This is a genomic window from Pararhodobacter sp., from assembly GCF_034676075.1.
Taxonomy (GTDB): Bacteria; Pseudomonadota; Alphaproteobacteria; order Rhodobacterales; family Rhodobacteraceae; genus Pararhodobacter.
Map to the genome: position 1 here is coordinate 1 of NZ_JAUCCQ010000093.1, position 15,164 is coordinate 15,164.

The 15,164-nt window shown below is 67.9% G+C and carries 11 protein-coding genes; 1 reads left to right on the plus strand and 10 read right to left on the minus strand.

Features of this window, described 5'->3' with window-relative positions:
• Positions 1–27: 27 nt before the first annotated feature.
• The 10 genes from VDQ18_RS17835 to VDQ18_RS17880 form a co-directional block, all read right to left on the minus strand.
• Complete coding sequence (locus VDQ18_RS17835; protein ID WP_323022253.1) at positions 28–3,468, minus strand: indolepyruvate ferredoxin oxidoreductase family protein; 3,441 nt, start codon at positions 3,466–3,468, stop codon at positions 28–30.
• Entirely contained in the window at positions 3,462–5,048 is a 1,587-nt protein-coding gene (locus VDQ18_RS17840; RefSeq protein ID WP_323022254.1) for an AMP-binding protein, read from the minus strand. The genes VDQ18_RS17835 and VDQ18_RS17840 overlap by 7 nt, the downstream gene beginning before the upstream one ends.
• A 72-nt stretch (positions 5,049–5,120) precedes the next feature.
• The gene (locus tag VDQ18_RS17845; protein WP_323022255.1) at positions 5,121–6,269 is read right to left on the minus strand and encodes an ABC transporter substrate-binding protein; all 1,149 of its coding nucleotides are present in this window, start codon (positions 6,267–6,269) and stop codon (positions 5,121–5,123) included.
• Positions 6,270–6,296: 27 nt separating this feature from the next.
• Positions 6,297–7,439, minus strand: a complete 1,143-nt coding sequence (locus VDQ18_RS17850) for a CoA transferase (protein WP_323022256.1) — start codon at positions 7,437–7,439, stop codon at positions 6,297–6,299.
• Positions 7,440–7,449: 10 nt separating this feature from the next.
• Positions 7,450–8,583, minus strand: coding sequence for an acyl-CoA dehydrogenase family protein (locus tag VDQ18_RS17855; protein ID WP_323022257.1), 1,134 nt, complete (start codon positions 8,581–8,583; stop codon positions 7,450–7,452).
• Positions 8,580–9,755 (minus strand): CaiB/BaiF CoA-transferase family protein, encoded by a 1,176-nt coding sequence (locus tag VDQ18_RS17860; RefSeq protein ID WP_323022258.1) that lies wholly within the window; start codon positions 9,753–9,755, stop codon positions 8,580–8,582. The genes VDQ18_RS17855 and VDQ18_RS17860 overlap by 4 nt, the downstream gene beginning before the upstream one ends.
• Entirely contained in the window at positions 9,755–11,281 is a 1,527-nt protein-coding gene (locus VDQ18_RS17865) for an ATP-binding cassette domain-containing protein (RefSeq protein ID WP_323022259.1), read from the minus strand. Before VDQ18_RS17865 ends, VDQ18_RS17860 begins: the two co-directional genes overlap by 1 nt.
• Positions 11,278–12,225: a branched-chain amino acid ABC transporter permease gene (locus VDQ18_RS17870; RefSeq protein WP_323022260.1), complete on the minus strand. Its 948-nt coding sequence runs from the start codon at positions 12,223–12,225 to the stop codon at positions 11,278–11,280. The genes VDQ18_RS17865 and VDQ18_RS17870 overlap by 4 nt, the downstream gene beginning before the upstream one ends.
• Complete coding sequence (locus VDQ18_RS17875) at positions 12,222–13,073, minus strand: branched-chain amino acid ABC transporter permease (protein ID WP_323022261.1); 852 nt, start codon at positions 13,071–13,073, stop codon at positions 12,222–12,224. Before VDQ18_RS17875 ends, VDQ18_RS17870 begins: the two co-directional genes overlap by 4 nt.
• Positions 13,074–13,078: 5 nt before the next feature.
• The gene (locus tag VDQ18_RS17880; RefSeq protein ID WP_323022262.1) at positions 13,079–14,116 is read right to left on the minus strand and encodes a glycoside hydrolase family 88 protein; all 1,038 of its coding nucleotides are present in this window, start codon (positions 14,114–14,116) and stop codon (positions 13,079–13,081) included.
• A 186-nt stretch (positions 14,117–14,302) separates the two neighbouring features.
• Here VDQ18_RS17880 and VDQ18_RS17885 point away from each other — a divergent pair, with 186 nt between their 5' ends.
• Positions 14,303–14,929, plus strand: coding sequence for a TetR/AcrR family transcriptional regulator (locus VDQ18_RS17885; RefSeq protein WP_323022263.1), 627 nt, complete (start codon positions 14,303–14,305; stop codon positions 14,927–14,929).
• The last annotated feature ends 235 nt before the right edge of the window (positions 14,930–15,164 follow it).

The window sequence follows — 15,164 nt, forward strand, 5'->3', positions numbered from 1 at the left end:
GGCCGGAAGCGGGGCAACGTCGGATCCTCAACCCATGGCGGCCAGCAGAGCCGTCCGGGTCTTTGCGGCAGCTTCGGCAGCGCGGGCCTTGACCGGGCCGTAACCACGGATCGTCTCGGGCAAGGACAGCAAAGTCAGGCAATCCCCGAGGGTGTCGGAACGCAGAAGCTGCGGCAGGCGGTCAAGCAGCGCCTCGTAGTCGGCGATCAATTGCCGCTCAAGCACTCTGTCACCGGCTCGTCCGAAGGGGTCGAAGGCTGTCCCGCGCAGTGATTTGAAGCGGCTCAGCAGCCGGAACAGCAGCATCGTGCCCGAACCGAACACCCGCTTCGCAGGTTCCCCGGTCACCGGATCGCGTTTTTCCAGGATCGGCGGCGCAAGGTGGAATCGCAATTTCCCGGGCGCTTCGAACGTGGCCGCCAGCGCGGCGCGAAACTCGGGCGCGGTATAGAGCCGGGCAACCTCGTATTCGTCCTTGTAGGCCAGCAGTTTCGCATAGTTATGGGCTACTGCGCGGGTCAGACCGTCCTGCCCGGGAAACAGGCGCGTTTCCATCGCCCGAACCGCGGCGACGCGCGCCGCATAGCGGTCTGCGAGCCTTGCGTTCTGATAAGCCGTCAGATGCGCGCGGCGATGGGCGATCAGCGCATCCAGCGTCAGCGGGGCGGGGGCGGCGGCCGGTGCTTCGCCAAGGAAGGGCGCCAGCGCATCGGGCCGTGCGGCGGCGGCACGGCCCCAGCCAAAGGCCAGCAGGTTCTGCGCCACGGCGACGCCGTTCAGCTCGATGGCGCGTTCTAGCGCGGCGCGCGACAGCGGGATCAGCCCCTGTTGCCAGGCATAGCCCAGCAGGAAGGGGTTGGCGTAGATCTCGTCCCCCAGCAGCGCCATCGCCAGCGTCGAGCCCCCGGCGCCCATGGTCGCCCGATCGCCCAGCAGCGCCCTGAGGGCCGCGACCATGGCGCCCTGATCCTGCTTCAGATCCGGGTTCAGCGCGAAACCGGCCAGCGGCGTGACCTTGTCGTTGAGTACCGCGCGGGTGCGGTCGGGCGCATAGAGGCGCATCGCCTCGGCCCCCGCACTGACCAGCGTGTCGCAGCCGATCACCAGATCGACATGGCCCGCCGGGATCCGCGTGCCGTGCAGCGCCCCGGGCCGCGCGCCGATCCGCACATGCGAGGTGACGGCGCCGTTCTTCTGGGCAAGCCCGGTCTGGTCCAGCACCGAACAGCCCAGCCCGCTGAGATGCGCGCCCATGCCCAGGAGCGCGCCGATCGTCACGACGCCGGTGCCGCCGATGCCGGTGACGAGGATGTTATAGCCCTCGCCCAAGGGCGGCAGGTCGGGCTCGGGCAGGGTGGTGAGCAGGGTTCTCAGCGCCTCCGAGCGGTCGGCCTTGGCGGTTTCGGGGCGTTTCAGTGCCGCGCCCTCCACGGTCACGAAGCTGGGGCAGAACCCCTGCACGCAAGAGAAATCCTTGTTGCAGGACGATTGGTCGATCTCGCGCTTGCGGCCCAGATCGGTCTCCAGCGGACGCACCGCCACGCAATTCGACTTCACGCCGCAATCGCCGCAGCCCTCGCAGACCGCGGGGTTGATGAACAACCGTTTGTCCGGGTCGGGATAGGTGCCGCGCTTGCGCCGACGGCGTTTCTCGGCCGCGCAGGTCTGGTCATAGAGCAGGATCGTCGTGCCTTTCACCGCGCGCAATTCGCGCTGCACGAGGTCCATCTCCTCGCGCGGGCGGATCGTCACGCCCGGCGCCCAAGGGGTGCTGGCGGGATAGGCATCCACGTTGTCGGTGACGACGACGATCTGCGCCACGCCCTCGGCCGCCATCTGCCGGGTGATGCCCCAGGGCGTCTGCGGCTTGTCCGAGGGCTGGCCGCCGGTCATCGCCACCGCGTCGTTGAAGAGGATCTTGTAGGTGATGTTCACCCTCGCCGCGACCGCGGCCCGCACGGCCAGCGACCCCGAATGGCAATAGGTCCCGTCGCCGAGGTTCTGAAAGGCATGGGCGTCCTTCGAGAACGGCGCCTGACCGATCCATTGCGCCCCCTCGCCGCCCATCTGAGTGAAACCCTCGGTGCGGCGGTTGGGCATCAGCAGCGCCATCGTGTGACAGCCGATCCCGGCAAAGGCGCGGCTGCCGTCGGGCACCCTGGTCGAGGTGTTGTGCGGACAACCGGCGCAGAACCAGGGCGAGCGGGGGCCGGTCACGGGCGTCTGCTGTGGCGCCTCCTGGAGGGCACGGTCCAGCCGCGGGCGGATCGCCTCGGGCGCGTCGTCGCGCAGCATCCGCGCCAGCAGCCGGACCAGCAGGGTGACCGACAGTTCGCCCTCCTCGGGCACCAGAACGCGGCCGCCGTTGTCGCGCTTGCCCAGCAGGACCGGACGCTGCGGCTGATCGTAGAGGATGCGCGCGATCTGATCCTCGATCAGCGGGCGCTTCTCCTCGATGACCAGCAGCGTCTCATGGCCGCGCGCGAAATCGGTCACGCCCTGCGGCTCCAGGGGCCAGGTCACGGCGGGTTTGAAAATCGAGATCCCCAGCGCATCGAGTGTCGGTTTGTCCAGCCCCAGCTCGTCCAGCGCACCCATCAGATCGGCCCAGGACTTGCCCGCCGCGACCAGCCCCAGCCGGCGGCGGGGCGCGGCTTGCGTAACGCGGTTCCAGCCATTGGCGCGGATGAAGGCGGAGGCGGCGGGCAAGCGGATCTGGAGCAGCCGACGTTCCTGGTCGATGCCCCAATCGGGATGACGGATATGCACGCCCTCGGGCGGGATGGTGAAATCGGCGGGCAGGCGCAGCGGCCATGCCTCGACCGAGACCTCGACCGAGGCCGAGCCCTCGACGATGTCGGTGATGCATTTCATCCCCGTCCAGACCCCGGCATAGCGCGACAGCGCAAAGGCCATCAGCCCGAATTCAAGGTATTCCTGGATCGAGGACGGGTCGAAGACCGGCATCCCGGCAGCGATCAGCGCGGGTTCCGACTGGTGCGGTATGGTCGAGGACTTCGCCACCGGATCGTCGCCGAAGAGCGCCAGCACCCCGCCATGCGGCGCCGTGCCCGCCAGGTTGCCGTGCTTGAACACGTCGCCCGACCGGTCCACCCCCGGCCCCTTGCCGTACCAGATGCCGAACACCCCGTCATAGGCGCCGCGCCCGCCTAGCCCCGCCTGCTGCGTCCCCCAGACCGAGGTCGCGGCGAGATCCTCGTTCAGCCCAGGCTGAAAGCGGATCTGCGCCGCGTCGAGGTGCTTTTTCGCCTTCCACAGCGCCATGTCATAGGTGCCCAAGGGCGAGCCGCGATAGCCCGAGACGAAGCCTGCGGTATTCAGCCCGGCGCGGCGGTCGCGGTCCCGTTGCAGCATCGGCAGCCGGGCCAGCGCCTGCGCGCCGGTGACGAAGATGCGGCCTTCGTCGATGGTGAACTTGTCGTCGAGCGTGACGTCGCGCATCAGCATGGGGTGGTTTCCTTGGCATAGAGATCGCGGACCGAGACGCCCTCGGCGTGCCGGTCCCAGAGGCCTGGGAGGATGCCTTCGGCCCTGAGAACGGCCTTCTGCACCTTGTTGGTGTTCGAACGGGGCAGCGCCTCGCGGCGGTCGAGGTAACGGGGCAGCATGAAATGCGGCAGGCCCGCCGCCAGGTGAGCCAGCAGCGCCTCGGGTTGCCACGGGGCGCCGGGGCGCAGGATGAGGCAGAGTTTCACATCGTCGTCGCCCTCATAGCCCGAGGGCACGCCGACCGCCGCCGCCTCGGCCACGGCGGGATGCGCCAGCGCGACGCATTCGATCTCGTAGGCCGAGATGTTCTCGGCCCGGCGGCGGATGCGGTCCTTGACCCGGTCGGCGAACCACAGGTTGCCCTGCGCATCCAGCCGCCCCAGATCGCCGGTGTGGAACCAGAGGTTGCGCCAGGCCTCGACACTGGCCTCGGGCATCGCCTGATAGCCCTGAAACAGCGCCCAGGGCCGGCGCGGGCGCACGGCGATCTCGCCCAGCGTGTCGGGCGGCAGGGGCCTGTCCGTCTCGGGGTCCAGGATTGCCAGTTCGAAGGCCTCGCCGACCCGCCCGCAACTGCCGCGCGGGGTGTCGGCATCGGCCCAGGCGACGATGCCGATCTCGGTCATGCCCCAGCATTCCTGACCGCGCACGCCGAACCGTGCCTCGAAATCCTCGGCGATATGGCGCGGGAAAGGCGCGCTCAGGACCCGGCGGCAGCGATGCTGACGGTCCTCGGGGCGTGGCGGCGTGGCGTGGATCATCTCCAGCATCGGACCATGGCCATAGGCCAGCGTCGCCCGGGTTTCGGCCAGACGTTGCGACCAGAGCTCGGGCACGAAACGACGATCCATGACGATCTGCGCGCCGGCGACCAGCGTGCCCTGTAGCGCCATGAACTTACCCGCCATGTGATGCAGCGGGTGAAAGCAATAGGACACATCCGCCTCGGTCATGCCGAGATGGCGCGCGGTTTCGGTCGCGGTGAGGTGGTTCTGCGCCTGCGTCAGGATCACGGGTTTCGCCGGCCCCGTGGTGCCCGAGGTGAACAGAACCGAGGCCGGGTCGGACCCCCGCACCGGGCGCGCGGGCTCAGGCAGGGGTGCCGCCGCGTTGAGCTCGGCCCAGTCCGCCGACCCGGTCGGGATGACGCGTGCGATGCCGAAGGCGGTCAGATCCTGTTCTGCCAGAGCGGCCAGACAGGACGGGTCTATCAGCGCCAGACGGGCTTCGCTGACGGACAGCGCATGGGCCAGCGGCTGGCCGCGCAGCACCGGATTGAGACAGACCTCGACGGCGCCCAGCCATCCCAGAGCCAGCCAGGCGGCCACTGCCTCGGGTCCGTTCTGGGCCATCAACAGCACCCGTTCGCCGGGGCCGACACCCAGATCGGCCAGCCCCCGCGCAAGGCGCTGTGCGCCGTCCAGCGCCTGGGCATAGCTCAGCGAGGGTCCATCGAAGAAAGTCAGGAACGTTTCGTCCGGGCGGGTCCGTGCCTGCCGGTACAGGCTGGGCCCAAGGGTGTCGGGCTCGTGGGTCACATCGGCATCTCGCGCGGGAGGGAAGAAGCCGCGCGGTTGGTTCCGCGCGGCCGGTGGCGGCAGCCCCGAACCTCAGGGCTGGCGGAAGGCGCCGTCGCGGACCACGGCCGAGACCATCGCTTCACTGGTCCAGCCCTCGTGGTTATCGGCCGAGTAGCAGGTGAAGCCTTCGCCATAGGATTCGATGTCGCAGGTCCGCTCCAGCGCCTCGCGCAGGGTCGCCGGCGTCACCTCGCCGTCGATCGAGGACAGCGCGGCGGTGAAGGCGTGATAGGCATTCGCCGCCAGGATCTCGCCGAAGCCCTGGGGCGGGGTGCCTGCCTCGTTGAGCAGCGCTGCGAATTCGGCCAGCGCGGGCGTCGGATCGCTCCAATTGGCGATCATCACCAGATTCACGCCATTCCCTGCTTCGCCGGCAGCGTTGATGAAGCTCTGCTGCGCCAGCGCGCCGGCGGCCCAGAGCGGCGCTTCCAGCCCGGTCTCGCGCGCTGCGCGCACAAAGGCCGCCCCCAGCGCCGGGGCCGAGGCCTGAATCAGCACCACATCGGGATCGGCGTTGCGGATCCGGGTGGCCTGTGGGGCGACATCCGTGGCCGTTAGCGGTGCCGAGACCGAGGCGACGATTTCGATCCCGCGTTCTTCGGCTTCATCCGCGAGCCGTTCATGCATCCCGACCCCATAGGCGTCTTCCTGATAGAAGAGCGCGACGCGCTGCACATCTCCCGCCAACGCCCGGTTCAGCAAGGCCTCGCCAATCAGGGAATCGCTGGGCAAAGTGCGGAAGACCCAGGGGAAAAAGGCGTTGTCGGTGGATATGACAGCATCGGTGCCATTGGGTGCCAGCACCGGCACACCGGCCTGTGCGGCGATGGGTGCCGCCGCCAGCGTTCCGCTGCCGATGGTCGAGCCGACGACTGCCAGCACACGCTCTTGCAGCGCCAGTTGCCGCATGCCGCGCACGGCTTCGGTCGGGTTCGTCGCGTCGTCATAGATCACCAGCTCGATGGGGCGGCCGTTGATGCCACCCTGGGCATTGGTGGCGGCGGCCAGCGCCTGGATCGCGTCGCGTTCGGGAACGCCGAAAGGTGCGGCAGGCCCGCTGAGGCTGAGCAGCAGGCCAAGGCGCAAGGGCCCGTCCTGGGCCAGCGCGGGCGCGGCTGCAAGGCTCAAGGCCAATACGGCGCCGGCCCGCCGAAGCAGGGTACCAATCGTCGGTTTCATCTGGGTCTCCTCCCTTGGATGTCGGTGTTACTGGCCCAGCCAGGCGGTGATCTCTGCCCTGTCGGCGTCGAGCGCGGGCGGGCCTTTCCTGAGCGTGGCGGGGGTGTCGGACAGTTTCAGCGGGTTGCCCACGAGGCGCGCCGTCTGGCCGTCGGGCAGAGGCGCCTCGATCAGGAGGCCGCTGGCGGCGATCTGCGGATGGGCCAGCGCTTCGGCCAGGCTTTGCGTCGGCTGGCACAGCAGGTCCTCGGCGGTGACCCGTGCCAGCGCCTCGGCCGTCGGCAGGGCGCGGAACGACGGCGCGAGCAGCGCGTGGATCTCGGTCCGGTGGGCAAGCTGGCCATCGGGTGTGGCGAGGCGCGGCGCCGTGCTGGCATCCGCTACACCCATCGCCTTGCACAAGGATTGCAAGGGGTTGGGACGGAAGAAGCCCAGAACCGTCAGATAGCCGTCCGAGGTTTCAAAGACGAAATTCGGCGCGAGGTCGAACCATTTCGTGGTCACGCCGTGCATCATCGTCGTCGCCGCCTCAAGGCTCTGGATCGCCACCGCCGTGTCCAGCAGGTTCACCGCCACGCGCTGCCCGAGCCCGGTCTTTTCCCGCGCCAGCAGCGCCAGCAAGATCCCCTGCACCAGGGTCTGCCCCGAGGCGTAATCAATCGCCGGAGGGTTCACGAAGCTGGGCAAACCACCCGCAGGCGCGCTTTCCCGGGCCATGCCGGAAAGCGACTGGATAATCAGATCCTGCCCGCCCGCCGTGGCCAGCGGCCCCGTGTCGCCATAGCCCGAGGCCCAGCCATAGATCAGCCGCGGATTGCGCTTGTGCAGCGCCCCGTAGCCGATGCCCAGCCGTTCGGCCACGCCGGGGCGGAAGTTGTGGATCAGCACGTCGGCGCGGTCCAGAAGCGCCTGCAACAGCGCGTTGTCGCTGTCCGATTTCGCATCCAGCGCGATGGAGCGCTTGTTGCGGTTGGCGGCGGCGAAATGGCTGCTCATCATCGCCTTGGCACGCGACGCGGGGTCGGAAAGGCGCAGCACCTCGCCGCTGCCCGCGCGTTCGACCTTGATCACATCGGCGCCGAAATCGCCCAGGATCTGCGCCGCCAGCGGGCCCTGGTAGACCTCGCTCATGTCGATGACGATCAGCCCGTCGAGAATGCCTTTGCTCATGGTCGCCGCCTCACGCCGTCAATAGGTGTTTGGCGGTGATCAGCCGCTGGATTTCGTTGGTGCCCTCGTAGATCTGGGTGATCTTGGCATCGCGCATCATCCGCTCGACCGGGTAATCGCGCAGATAGCCGTATCCGCCATGCAATTGCACCGCATCCACCGCCACCGACATCGCCGCATCCGAACAGGCCGCCTTGGCCATCGAGGCGAGGTGTCGCGCGCCGGCATCGCCCCGCAGCGCGAATTCGACCGCGCGGTAAAGGAGAGCGCGCGCCGATTCCACCCGGATCGCCATGTCGCCGATCCGCTCCTGAATGAGCTGATAGCGCGCCAGCGCCTGCCCCTGCGATTTGCGTTGCTTCACATAGGCCACCGCCTGATCGAGCGCACCCTGCGCCACGCCCAGGGCCTGCCCGGCGATTACCGGCCGCGATTGCGTCAGCGAGCGGCCCATCCGCGACAGGCCCCCCTTGCGGTCCCCGACCAGCCGGCCCAGCGGAATGCGGCAATTGTCGAAGATCACATCGGCGGTGGGCGAGCCGCGCAGGCCCATCTTGTCCTCGGGCGCGCCGAAACTGATGCCGGGATCGTCGGCGTGGACCATGAAGATCGCGTAATCTTCATCCAGCCGCGCCACGACCAGATACCAATGCGCCCAGCCGGCGTTGGTGATGAAGCGCTTGGTGCCGTTCAGCACCCAATGAGCGCCGTCTTCGACCGCTCGGGTGGTCATGGCGGCCATGTCGCTGCCGCCCTGCGGTTCGGTGATGCACCAGGCGGTGCGCTGGCGGCCCGAGGCGCAATCCGGGATCACCTCACGCTTCAGGGCCTCGGACCCGTGGTTCACCAGCGGGTGCAGCGTGCCCCAGGCCATGCTCATCGTCAGCCCCGAGACCGAGCAGACGCGCGCCATTTCCTCGACCGCGATGACCTGCGCCATGAGATCGGCACCGCTGCCGCCGTATTCCTCGGGCAGGCCGAGGCCCACCAGATCGTTCTCGACGAAGATCGCGAATTGCGCGTCCGGGGGTCCGCCGTTCTTGTCGAGCGCGGCGGCCAGCGGTTCGATCTTGTCGCGGGCGATGCGGCGCACCGTCTCGCGGAAGGCCTCGTAGGTGTCCCAGCTTTGGGTCATGTCGTTCATCCTTGCCTCCTCTGCATGTCGGGGTGCGGCTTTGGGCGGCGCGGTGGCCATTCCAGGCTGCGGGTCTTTGCGGCGGCGTTCGTGCGCAGCACAGTGGCGATCGTGTCGGGGCCGAGACCGGCGGCGGTCAGCACCGCCTCGGTCCGGTCGGCCATGTCGGCCTGCGGGAAGGGCTGGTCGTCGTCCGCGAACCGGGGCGCGAGCGGCACAGTCCCTGCGGTCGTCGCAAGGCGTTGCGCGATCTGCGGATCCTGCCGCACCTCGCCGGGGCTGAGGACCGGGCTCACGCAGGCCTCGGCACCTTCGAACAGCGCGGTCCACTCGGCGCGGCTGCGAGTGGCGAAGGCCTCGGTAAAGCGCGCTTCCAACTCGGGCCAGAGGTCGGGATCCATGTAAGCGGGGGCAGGGTCGGCAAACCCCAGCGTCTTCCAAAGGTTGGCGAAGAAATGCGGCTCCAGCGCGCCCGCCGCCATGAACCCGCCATCCGAACAGGCATAGCAGCGGTAGAAGGGCGCGCCGCCATCCAAGAGGCCCCGGCCGCGCGATGGCATGAAATCGGTCCCCCACATCTCGCTGTGCATGCCCATCATCGACAGGCAGCCGTCGACCATGGCGGCGTCGACCCGGCGGCCACGGCCGGTGCGCGTGCGTTCTTGCAGGGCGGCAAGGATGCCGATTACCGCGAACAGACTGCCACCGCCGAAATCGGCGATCAGGTTCAGCGGCACCGCGGGCGGCGCATCGGCCGGCCCCATCGCCCCCAGCACACCCGCAGCCGCCAGATAGTTGATGTCGTGCCCGGCCTCCTGCGCGCGCGGCCCCTCCTGCCCGTAACCGGTCAGCGAGCAATAGACGAGGCGCGGGTTCAGCGCCGTCATCGCCTCGGGTCCCGCACCGATGCGCGCCGCGACACCGGGGCGAAAACCTTCGACCAGCACATCGGCGGTTTCCACCAGCCGGTGCAGGGCCGCCTGCCCCTCGGGCGATTTCAGGTCGAGCCGGATCAGGGTCTTGCCGCGCGCCAGCACCGGCGCAACCCCGGCGTCGGAACCGGCGCCGACGGTGATAACCTCGGCGCCCATATCGGCGAGAAGCATTGTCGCATAGGGGCCGGGGGCGAGGCGCGACAGGTCGATCACGCGCAGTCCGGCAAGGGGACGGGGATTGTCCATCACGCGGCCTCCTCGGTATCGGCGCCGGTATAGGCGCGCATCAGACGCTCGCGGTCGGCCAGCAGGCCGGGGTCCGCGCGCAGGCTCACATGCCCCTCGGCCAGCACCACGACATGATCGGCGAGGCGGGCGGCAAAGGCGGCGTTCTGTTCGGCCAGCAGCACGCCGATGCCCTGCCCGGCGATGCGGGCGATGACGTGTTCAAGCGTGTCGTAAACCGCCGGGGCCAGACCCTGCGTCGGTTCGTCCAGCAGCAGGACGCGCGGCTTCTGTGCCAGCGCCATGGCCAGCGCCAGCATCTGCTGCTCGCCGCCGCTGAGCATCCGCGCCTCGCTGTCGAGACGCTCGTGCAGGCGCGGGAACAGTTCCTCCAGCTCGGTCTTCAGCGTGCCCAGATCGTCGCCCGAAAGCCGGCGCTGCGAGATTTCCAGATTCTCATCGACCCTGAGCGTCGGGAAGATGTTGCCGCGGATCTCGGGCACGAAGCAGATACCCTTTTCCACCCGCCGATGGGCGGGCAGCCCGTGCACTTCCTGACCGTCCAGCAGGATCGAGCCGCCCGATTTCACCAGCCCGGCAATCGCCCCCATCAGGCTGCTCTTGCCCGCGCCATTGGCCCCCAGCAGGGCGACGACGCCATGTTTCGGTACCTCCAGATCGACGTCGAAACAGACCTTGATCCGGCCATGGCTGGCGGTCAGCCCGCGGCAGGTCATCAGGGGCGCGCCCGCCGCCCGGGTGGGTTTCGGCGCGGCGGCGGGCCGGTCGGTGCCGGTCGAACCCAGATAGAGGCGAATGAAGTCAGGGCGCTGCGCAACCTCGGCCGGGCGACCCTGATCCAGCACCTTGCCGTTCTGCAAGACCGTCATCGTATCGGCCAGATCGGTGACAAAGCGGAAATTATGCTCGACCAGCAGTACGCCGACCCCCTGTTCCGCCAGATGCCGGATCTTGGCTTTCAGCACCTCCTGCTCGGCATGCGACAGGCCGGCGGCAGGCTCGTCCAGCAGCAGGAACGCGGGCTTTCCCATGATCGCGCGGCCCACGTCGATCAGCCGGACGGTGCCCATCGGCATCTCGCCCATCGGCTGATGCGCCAGCTCCGCCAGACCCAGATCGTGCAGCACCTGCCAGGCATGGGCCTCGATGTCGCGCGCATCGCGCAAGCCCCGCGGCGTGGCAAGGCAGGCATCCCACAGGCGCGAGCGGCTGGCGCCCGCCCCTCCGGCCATCACCGCCTCCAGAACGCTCTGCTCGGGGTCGATGCGGGGGGTCTGGAAGGTGCGGCTCAGGCCCCGGTGCACCCGGCGATGCGCCGACAGGCGGTTCAGCGACTGGCCGCCCAGCCGGATCTCGCCCTTTTCCAGCGTGACGAAACCGGTGATGGCGTTGAACAGGGTCGATTTGCCGGACCCGTTGGCGCCGACCACTGCCGTGATCTCGCCCGGCCCCACGGCAACCGAGACGTCGGACAAAGCCTGAATGCCGCCGAAACGGACTGAGGCGTCGATGGCTTCGAGTCTCATTTCGCACTCCTGCCTTTGTGGGTGGCGGTCAGGGGATGCCAGTCGCGCAGGCTCATCAGGCCCTTGGGCGCGATCAGCAGCACCAGCAGCAGCGCGCCGCCATAGAACATTCCGGCGCTTTCGGCCCCCGGCAGCAGCGTTGACAGCAGCGTCAGAACGACCGCGCCCAGCACCGGGCCGAAGATCGTTGCCACACCGCCGACCATGGCCATCAACAGGACCGAAATGGAGATGCTGGCCCCCAGAGATTCCGGCGCGAGATACGAGATGTAATGCGCATAGAGCCAGCCACCGAGACCGGCGATCGCGGCCGAGAGGCTCAGCGCGACCGACCGGGCATGTGCGACGTCGATCCCGTCGGCTTCGGCCCGCAGCGCGTCGGTCCGCACCGATTTCAGCGCCGCGCCATAGGGCGAGGCCTGCAACAGCGACAGCGACAGCACCACCAGCGCGACGATCCCCCAGACCAGCGCATGATGCCAGACAGGCGAATAGGGCACCGGCAGCGGTGGCAGGCCCGAGATGCCGATATAGCCACCGGTAAAGGACCCGCCCTCGCGTACGGCGATGTCGAACATGTGGCCAAAGAGCATGGTCGCCATGGCCAGCCCCAGATGGGACATGTTGGTGACCAGCCGCGCAAAGGGATAGGCGAAGGCCGCTGGCAGGATCATCGCCGCCGCCAGCCCCAGCCAGGGCGAGGCGCCGAACCGCGTGGTCAGGATCGCCGTTGCATAGGCACCCAGCGCGGCAAAGGCGGCCTGCGCGACCGACAGGATCCCGCATTGGCCGAAGGACACGCCCACCGACAGCGCCAGCAGCGCATAGATCGCCATCAGGATCGAGGTATCGACCCAGAACAGGTTGCCGGTGACGACCAGCCCGGCGATCAGGGCCAGCCCCAGAATGCTCAGCGCCGGGGCAAAGGTGGAGTACCGCGTCATGCCCGGCCCCCCGCCAGATCCGACCCGCGCAGCGAGCGGATCGCCAGGACCGAGAAGATGAACAGCAGGGGCAGCAGCGTCGCCCAGCCGGGCGGCGCGAATCCGGCGCTCAGCGATTCCGCCACGCCAAAGATCAGCCCGCCGACAAAGCCCATCAGCGGCCGGCTGAAGCCGAAGATGATCGCCGCGCCGAGGCCGGTGATGGTCAGCGGGATGGCCGACGAGAACATGACCCCCGGCCCGTTCAGCAGCAACAGCCCGGCGATCCCTGCCAGCGCGCCCGTGAGCATGAAGGTGAAAAGCTGCACCCGGCCAACCGCGATCCCGGCGATGGCCGCGCCCCGCGCATTGTCGGCACCGGCGCGCATCAGCCGTCCCAGGGCGCTGCGATAGAGCAGCAGATAGACCCCGCCCGCCAGCACCAGTCCGATCCCGGCCGCCAGCAGGGATTGTTTGGACAGCAGGATCCCGGCGAGCCGCAGCGTCCCGGCGCCGCTGCTCTGCACGAAGGGATTGTTGCCGAAGACGGTCAGCACCAGGCTTTCCAGCATGATGGCAAAGCCGAAACTGGCCAGGATGACGATCATCTTCTCGCCCGCATAGCGCCGCATCAGCAGCGCCGACAGCACGCCCACCACCGCGGCCGCGGCAATCGCCGCCAGCACCGCCGCCGCCATGCCCAGCGGGCCGGCCAGCGTGAAACTGATTGCCGCCGCCAGCACGACATAGGCGCCCATCGCCATGTCCACGGTCCCGGTCGAGACGAAGACCAGACAGATCGGAATGGCGATCACGCCATAGGTCACGCCCAGCAAGAGGCCGCGCAGCACGAATTCCAGGATCTCCATGGCGCTCATTCCCCCCCGGCCAGACCGAGCAGTTCGTGCGCCGCCAGCAGGAAGAACCCCTGTCCGAAGGGTGCCCAGGCGAAGGGCACGCCGGGTCCGCCCGGCGGCACGGCCACGCCCGGCACCATGCCATCGGGCCGCACCGAGCCCGCGACGACGCGGAAGGCACGCCAGGCGCTGTCCAGCCAGCCCTCGTCCAGAAGGCCCAGCCGCACGGCCTTGGCCACCGCATAGGCGTAGATCAGCGTGGCCGAGGCCTCTTTCTTGCTGCCCGGCCCGTCCAGGATGTGCCGGAAGAAACCCGACCGATCCTGATATTCCGCCATCTTGCGGATCGTGCGCAGCCCGGTCCCGGCGATGAAATCGCGCGCCGGATGCTCGCCCATCGTATCAAGCAGATCGACGGTGACGGCGATCAGCCAGCCGTTGCCGCGCGCCCAGAAGGTCGATTGCGGGTAGTGGTTCGGCACCTCGCACCAGGCGTGACGGGTCAGGCCGGTAAAGGGATCGACCAGCCGCTCGACGGCAGCACGGTGTTGCAGCACGGCCTCGTCCAGATAGCGCGGGTCGTCCTTGATCTGGCCATAGAGCACCAGGAAGGGCGCCATCAGATAGACCATGTCGATCCACAGTTCCGGCCCCTCGCCCCGCGACCAGAACCCCCCGTTCGAGGTGCGTTTGGTCGCCATCAGGGCCTGCATCTGTAGTTCGGCGGCCTCCAAATACGCGGAATTGCCGGTGCGCTGGTAATAGCGCAGCAGCGGATGGGCCAGGCTGGAGGTCAGCGGCGCCGTCGGGGTGAAGGTCTTGATATGCCCCGGCAAACCGTCCGCCGCATCGGCATAGTTCAGATTGCCGTCGCTGTTCTGCGTGGCCACGGCCCGGTCGATCCAACGCCCGGCCGCATCGACCGCCGCAGGATCGTTCCAGGCCAGAATGCCGGTCAGGGCCACGGATTTCTCCCAGAAATCCCGTTCCTCGGCATTGCGCAGCATGAAGCCCGTGACGAGCCCGACCAGTTCCCTGATCTCGGCGTGATCCATGATGTCCTCCCCTCGGCAGCAATCGGCGTTATCGCCATTTACATACCTTCACGTAGGTATGTAAATTTGTCGAAGCGAGTCTGTCAACCCTCCGCAAGCTGCTACTGGGCGAGGGGCTCACAACGAAGGTGGAACATGCTAGGGCAAAGACTGCACCCGGCGTCCCCGGACCTGGAGAGAGAGCCGATGACCCAGAAGCGAACTCGCAAGACCAAGCACGAGCTGTCGCGCGAGACGACGGTGGCGCTGATCAAACAGGCGACAACCGACCTTTTCGTCGAGCGGGGCTATCAAAACTGCACCATCGAAGCGATCGCCCGGCAGCTCGGCATGACAAAGGGCGCAGTGTATCACTACTACGCATCGAAGGACGAAATCATTGCCTCCATTCTCGACGAGATCGAGGCAAGCATCTTCGCATCAATCGAAAAGGCGGGCAGCCTGGATGGCGCCAGCGCCGAGCGGCGGCTGGTTGTTTTCCTGAACGCCCAGGCCAGTTATGCGATGCATAATCCCAAAGCGTTTTGTCTGCTTGTGCTGTGCCTGGTCAGTTTTGCCGGGACCGAGCTGGTGGTGGACAAGGTCCGCGACATTTTCGACCGGCTGGAAACCATCATCCGCGAGATCGTGGCCGAAGGCGCTGCCGCTGCCGAGTTTTCGGCCGGGATTGACCCGGTTTCGCTCGCGCGGAGCATCGTCGGCGCCTATGCGGGCAACGTCATCGCTTGGCAGCGTGCGGGTTTTGCACCCGAAATCGGCCGGGCGCTGGTCACCGAATTGCGCCAGATGATCCTGGCGCGTATCAGGTCCTAGGTGTTTGATCCCACGGATTGATGCTGCGATCCATTCCGCATTGTTGCAGACGTCCGAGCCTGACCGTGGGGGCCTCTTTCCCCACGGCCGTCAATCGGCGGGTTTGATCTCGGCCTGGTCGAGGGCGTTGAAGCGGTCGATGAGTGCGCCGCGGATACCCACATCATCATTCAGGTTCTCGCGTTTTCGAAGGCGGTCCAGGCTTTCTCGAAGGCGGCAAAGTCGAAACCTGCTG

Coding starts and splice junctions, on each gene's coding strand:
- VDQ18_RS17835 (WP_323022253.1), bottom strand. CDS start 3,468: ATGCTGATGCGCGACGTCACGCTCGACGACAAGTTCACCATCGACGAA.
- VDQ18_RS17845 (WP_323022255.1), bottom strand. CDS start 6,269: ATGAAACCGACGATTGGTACCCTGCTTCGGCGGGCCGGCGCCGTATTG.
- VDQ18_RS17850 (WP_323022256.1), bottom strand. CDS start 7,439: ATGAGCAAAGGCATTCTCGACGGGCTGATCGTCATCGACATGAGCGAG.
- VDQ18_RS17855 (WP_323022257.1), bottom strand. CDS start 8,583: ATGAACGACATGACCCAAAGCTGGGACACCTACGAGGCCTTCCGCGAG.
- VDQ18_RS17860 (WP_323022258.1), bottom strand. CDS start 9,755: ATGGACAATCCCCGTCCCCTTGCCGGACTGCGCGTGATCGACCTGTCG.
- VDQ18_RS17865 (WP_323022259.1), bottom strand. CDS start 11,281: ATGAGACTCGAAGCCATCGACGCCTCAGTCCGTTTCGGCGGCATTCAG.
- VDQ18_RS17870 (WP_323022260.1), bottom strand. CDS start 12,225: ATGACGCGGTACTCCACCTTTGCCCCGGCGCTGAGCATTCTGGGGCTG.
- VDQ18_RS17875 (WP_323022261.1), bottom strand. CDS start 13,073: ATGGAGATCCTGGAATTCGTGCTGCGCGGCCTCTTGCTGGGCGTGACC.
- VDQ18_RS17880 (WP_323022262.1), bottom strand. CDS start 14,116: ATGGATCACGCCGAGATCAGGGAACTGGTCGGGCTCGTCACGGGCTTC.
- VDQ18_RS17885 (WP_323022263.1), top strand. CDS start 14,303: ATGACCCAGAAGCGAACTCGCAAGACCAAGCACGAGCTGTCGCGCGAG.